A 4,582-nucleotide genomic window follows, 5' to 3' on the forward strand; every position below is an offset into this window, starting at 1 on the left:
CCATCTCACCCCCTATTCCATGTGCCCGTGTTTCCCGCCTTGCCGCCCGGATCATAAACACCCTGCATAGAGCGACATATACGTCAATTAAGCAGTGAATATAGTGAGAAAACCTCCCGCCCAATATCCACATTCGCCGCCCTGCCACCCAGAGATCTGATCACAGAAATCTCATAGACATACAGGATCGAATCAAGAACTTACCACGACAATAACAATTAACTAAAAAAGGCCATGAAGATGGCCATCAGACAACCTCATGAAAAATAAGGAGACTTCACATCTCCTGATGATAACCTCTTACACGACCCGGCTCACCGGACCTTTCCGCTGATCTCCTGCCATAACAGCACGAGCCCGGGAAACCGGAGTTGCATATGATATCCCCCCGATATCAAAGTATAATCCCTTCCCACTCTCTGATCGCCTGACTATACCAGGAAGAGGACCCAAAATACTCTCATCCCCAAGCCCGAGAAGCACTGACTTTAATGCCCCTTCAGGAATTGAAAACTTTCCAACACCATCGATAAACACAAGCAGACACCCATTATCCATGAGTATCCGCCCACAGAGTTCAAACCCTGCACGTGGTTTCATTGTCTCAACAAAAACCGCCATCAGACCCTCTCTCTCTCAATCTCCTCTTCTTTTTCCATCGGACAATAGCACATATTACCAGGCTGCCTCCCGGTAAGGCCACAGATACTTTGTCTGCGAATCTTTCCTACATTTGACATGGTATACCGCCGCCGTTCCAGATATGAACACGCTCTCCAGGAACACCATTGTGTATTTGGTCTTGTCATAGCATCTCCCACGAAATGTCCCCCCATTTCTCCCGTCCTCCTCCCACTAAGCAGATCAGGGTGGAGAACTGTCAGAAGGAGGCCATGGTTTGTCAGTTTTGCTACATCTGCGATAACAGGAATCACACAGATGAATTCTCGACTCTGTATCAGACCAGACAGCCGGATGAATAGAGCATAACTGGCATTTCCCTGATGGTACTGACCGCTTCACCAATGTAGCGTTTTCTAGAATACCAGGGAGCAGGACATGAGATGCAACCTCCTTTGAGACTGCCCGTGAATAACATGAATCACAGAGGGCCAGAGGTTTTTGATGAGAGTCAGAGTCCATGCTACTCTTCATCTGCTGCCGATATCTGGTTCTTTTTTTCCCGCAGACACAGCACCTTCGCCGGTCAGGCCCACAAGGCACTTTGACAAAATCATGAGGATGAATACTTGAGAGGGAAACACCGGTATGCTCCTGTTTTTTGCCCTCCTCTCTCTCTTCAACAGTATCAGCCTGATTCTCTTCAGATACAGATGGAGTATCATGGGAATCAGTCAGAACTGATGGCCCGGCAACATGACCCGGGTCTTCAGTGTTATCGTCAGAATCGCCCCCGAAAATCCAGACAGAACCTCCTTTCATCCAGTCATTGTAGAGAGCCTCATCCCACTGGTATACCCGGGATCGCCTGAGAATCGTATACCCTTCATTACCCACCGAAACAGTCCGGTCAAGAAATGACACAGCCGGGCATTTCTCAAGAATGCCAGAGTATGCCTTTCCATGAGACCGGTACCCGTGAAGCAGTTTGGTTATCGAACTGTTTGTCCAACCGGTTGCCTGCTGGAGATCCCTGGTCGTAATTTCAGGCTGATCGAACATGGCAATCGTATCAATGAGGGCAGACTCACGACGGGTAAGTTTGGTTGCCTGGCTACCAGTTTCACCATTCAGAATATAGAAAAGGCGTGCAGCCTCGTTGAAATCCTCAACTGTCGCAACAACACAGACGGTTTCTCCTGACGTTATCGTCTCACGCTGTAGCTGACAGAGTGCTGCATTCGTACGTATCAGATCAAGAAGCATGTCAGGATTACGACGGTTTTCTGCCGACTGAAACCGTATCCGGCGTGCATATGGAATCACCACAAATACGTGGCTGAGATCATTCCATATCTGCCTGCAGACCAGGACATCTTCATCAGTTTTCACCGATAAATCAGGTATCTCTTCAGCACCGGCAAGAGTTCGGTCAAGTACCTTCTGGTCCTGCTCTTCTGAATCATCAATCCAGCAGGTCAGCATCCGGTTAAAGACCTGGTCATCACCAGCCCCCTCAACTTTGGCAAGCCACCAGACACATCGTTCAGGAATTGTGCAGATTTGTGGCTTCCTCTCTGTGTTCACAGTCCGGTACGGAAACGGCTTTTGAAACGATGTTGTTACTCCCTTGAGGATCTCCTGCATCTGATCAGAAAGACTCACATCATCGAGCGTTATCACGGTGCCTGGGACGAGATCGTCCATATAAAAGAGGGCCTTATCGCTCATTCGTCCGTCTAGACGAAATGCTGGTGGGATCAGTGACTTCATCGTCTCAATGGCATGGGACTTTCCTTTTCCTGATTCACCAGTGATAGAGACATGCAGCCCCTTACTGTTGATTACCGAGCGGGAAGCCAGAGAATGAACTAAACACTCTGCAACCGTCTGATCGCCTTCATGAAACCTCGCAAATGTCTCAAGCATCATCTTCAGCGGATTGCCATGAGCAAGAATCTCCCTGGCACGAGACAGAACCGGGTCATCAGATGAGGAGTCATCACCACCATCTGAACGTATCTCAACATGATCAGCATCAGAATCCACACCAGCAACAGAATGAGGATCGGCATGAGTGTCTGGGTCATTTTGAGACGGTGAACAACTGAGCAATGCCCGGTTCGAAAAACCCTCGTCGTCTTCATGCTCTGCTGCATACTTCGCCCGTATCCTCTCAGAACGCAATCGTGCGAGGCGTGTCTCATTATCAGGCTTTGATGCCCCAAACAGGGCACGAAGCTCAGGCCAACGCTGTCTGCCACCACCACATGAATCATGATGACATCCAGCAAATATGGCTCCGTTTGCAAACTGGATGGCAAACGCTCCGTCTTTGTGGGCATGTGAGAACGGGCACTGCTCAAACGAATAGAGGATGCCACCTTTGTATGGTTTGGCAGTAGCAGCCAGGTTATGGGATGTAAGCCATGAACCGAGACTGAACTGCGATCTTGTCCCGATAAAATGGGTATCAGGAGTAGTGCCATCTAAATCAACCGATTCTCCCGTCTGTGGCAGGATGTCGGCAAGACACTTCATCTGATCAACGGTGAGAGGACTTAATTGAGCAGGAACAGTGATGATCCGCGATCTCCGGTGAGGTCTCTCAGCTACATTATCCCCTTTCCGGGCATAGGTTCCGTATACCTTCCAGATACGACCAGCATTGAAGTTGGCTGTATCAATTCTACAGGTGGAAGTTGAAAATTTGAAGTCTAGGAATTCAAGGACGGATTTAACCAGATCACGGCTTGCATCATCATTCGGGAGATCGATGGAATAGAGCAGATGTGACCCGTTTCCAGAATCTGAAATGATTGGATCGGGCCAGCCCAGCTCTGACAAAAATACTCTTACTGACTCTGCAAGAGCTAGAGCTTCATTATGCTCATAATCTGACGAGGATACACCAGAAATCCTGACCGGATCAATGTCAATGGGCAACCATCGTCTTCTGATGATATCTGCATCGGAAGTCGTTGCATCAGTTCTGCCAAGCCTGGTTTTGATCCTGTTTGCCCGACGTGCAAGCAGAACTGGATTGACTTCGTTCAGGGTGAGATATATCCCGGAGATATGGAGATCCTGCTCAAGAGCGAGTACATCACCCGCAGCCTTCTCAGGATCGTTGTAATACCCTGATCCAACCCCGTCAGAGCCAATACTCCTGATCTCAAATATCGATCCTGGCGAGATAAGGAGATGTATCCCGGCTAAAACACCTGCAAGACCAACATCATCGATCATAACAGCCCCAGACGATGGATTCTGCCAGTTCAGCAGATTTTCCGGTAATTAACCTGATTATGTCAGAACCTGACATCATCCTGGCCCCCCACTCTGACTGCTCCGCCTTCACAGATCGAGTACCTGATCCAGCTCCCCTGATATCTCACCCAATACTGAATAGAACCAGGATATCTGCCAGAACTCTGCAGACTTGAGAAAACTGCAATATCCTCACAATGATGATACCGGCTCCGATAGGATCTGACACAGATAAACAGCGGTCCAAGCCTGTTCCAGGCAATGAGAGTGATTGTCCCAGGCTTTCTACCAGGGCGGGAAAGAACCCTGACCTCAAATCCCTCCTCTTCCAGAACTGATTTTGCTGCATGAGTTGCAGTCCGCCGTGTATGATATTCAACACACGACTTCATCCGCACCTCCCACCATAGCAAGTAACCTGCCAGGTTGGATTGTTGATTATGGAGCTCCTTTCTGCCTTCCCTGACCTATCCCAATTCAGGAGAGTGAATATACTTAAACAGCCAGACGAGAAACCATGATTACTCCCCTCCTGGATCAGCAGCCACGCGATTCGATTGGACGGGGAGACTTCTCTATTCATTGATCACCTCTTCTTTTCATGCAATCACCAAAACTACCTGAATTCACGTAATATTATCAACGTTTGGTTCGTGATCATTCAGTAGTAAAATGATGGTAATCTCAATAT

Annotated in this window: 4 protein-coding genes; all 4 read right to left on the reverse strand. The window is 48.5% G+C overall.

The window, feature by feature from the left end:
* Window positions 1-300: 300 nt before the first annotated feature.
* On the reverse strand, window positions 301-621 hold the full coding sequence (locus VN429_RS11520; protein WP_325633461.1) for a hypothetical protein: 321 nt from the start codon (window positions 619-621) through the stop codon (window positions 301-303).
* Complete coding sequence (locus VN429_RS11525) at window positions 621-809, reverse strand: hypothetical protein (RefSeq protein WP_325633463.1); 189 nt, start codon at window positions 807-809, stop codon at window positions 621-623. The genes VN429_RS11520 and VN429_RS11525 overlap by 1 nt, the downstream gene beginning before the upstream one ends.
* A gap of 55 nt (window positions 810-864) precedes the next feature.
* The gene (locus VN429_RS11530) at window positions 865-3,870 is read right to left on the reverse strand and encodes a hypothetical protein (protein WP_325633465.1); all 3,006 of its coding nucleotides are present in this window, start codon (window positions 3,868-3,870) and stop codon (window positions 865-867) included.
* A gap of 62 nt (window positions 3,871-3,932) precedes the next feature.
* Entirely contained in the window at window positions 3,933-4,283 is a 351-nt protein-coding gene (locus tag VN429_RS11535; protein ID WP_325633467.1) for a hypothetical protein, read from the reverse strand.
* Window positions 4,284-4,582 lie beyond the last annotated feature (299 nt).

Source organism: Methanospirillum sp. (assembly GCF_035560735.1).
GTDB lineage: Archaea > Halobacteriota > Methanomicrobia > Methanomicrobiales > Methanospirillaceae > Methanospirillum.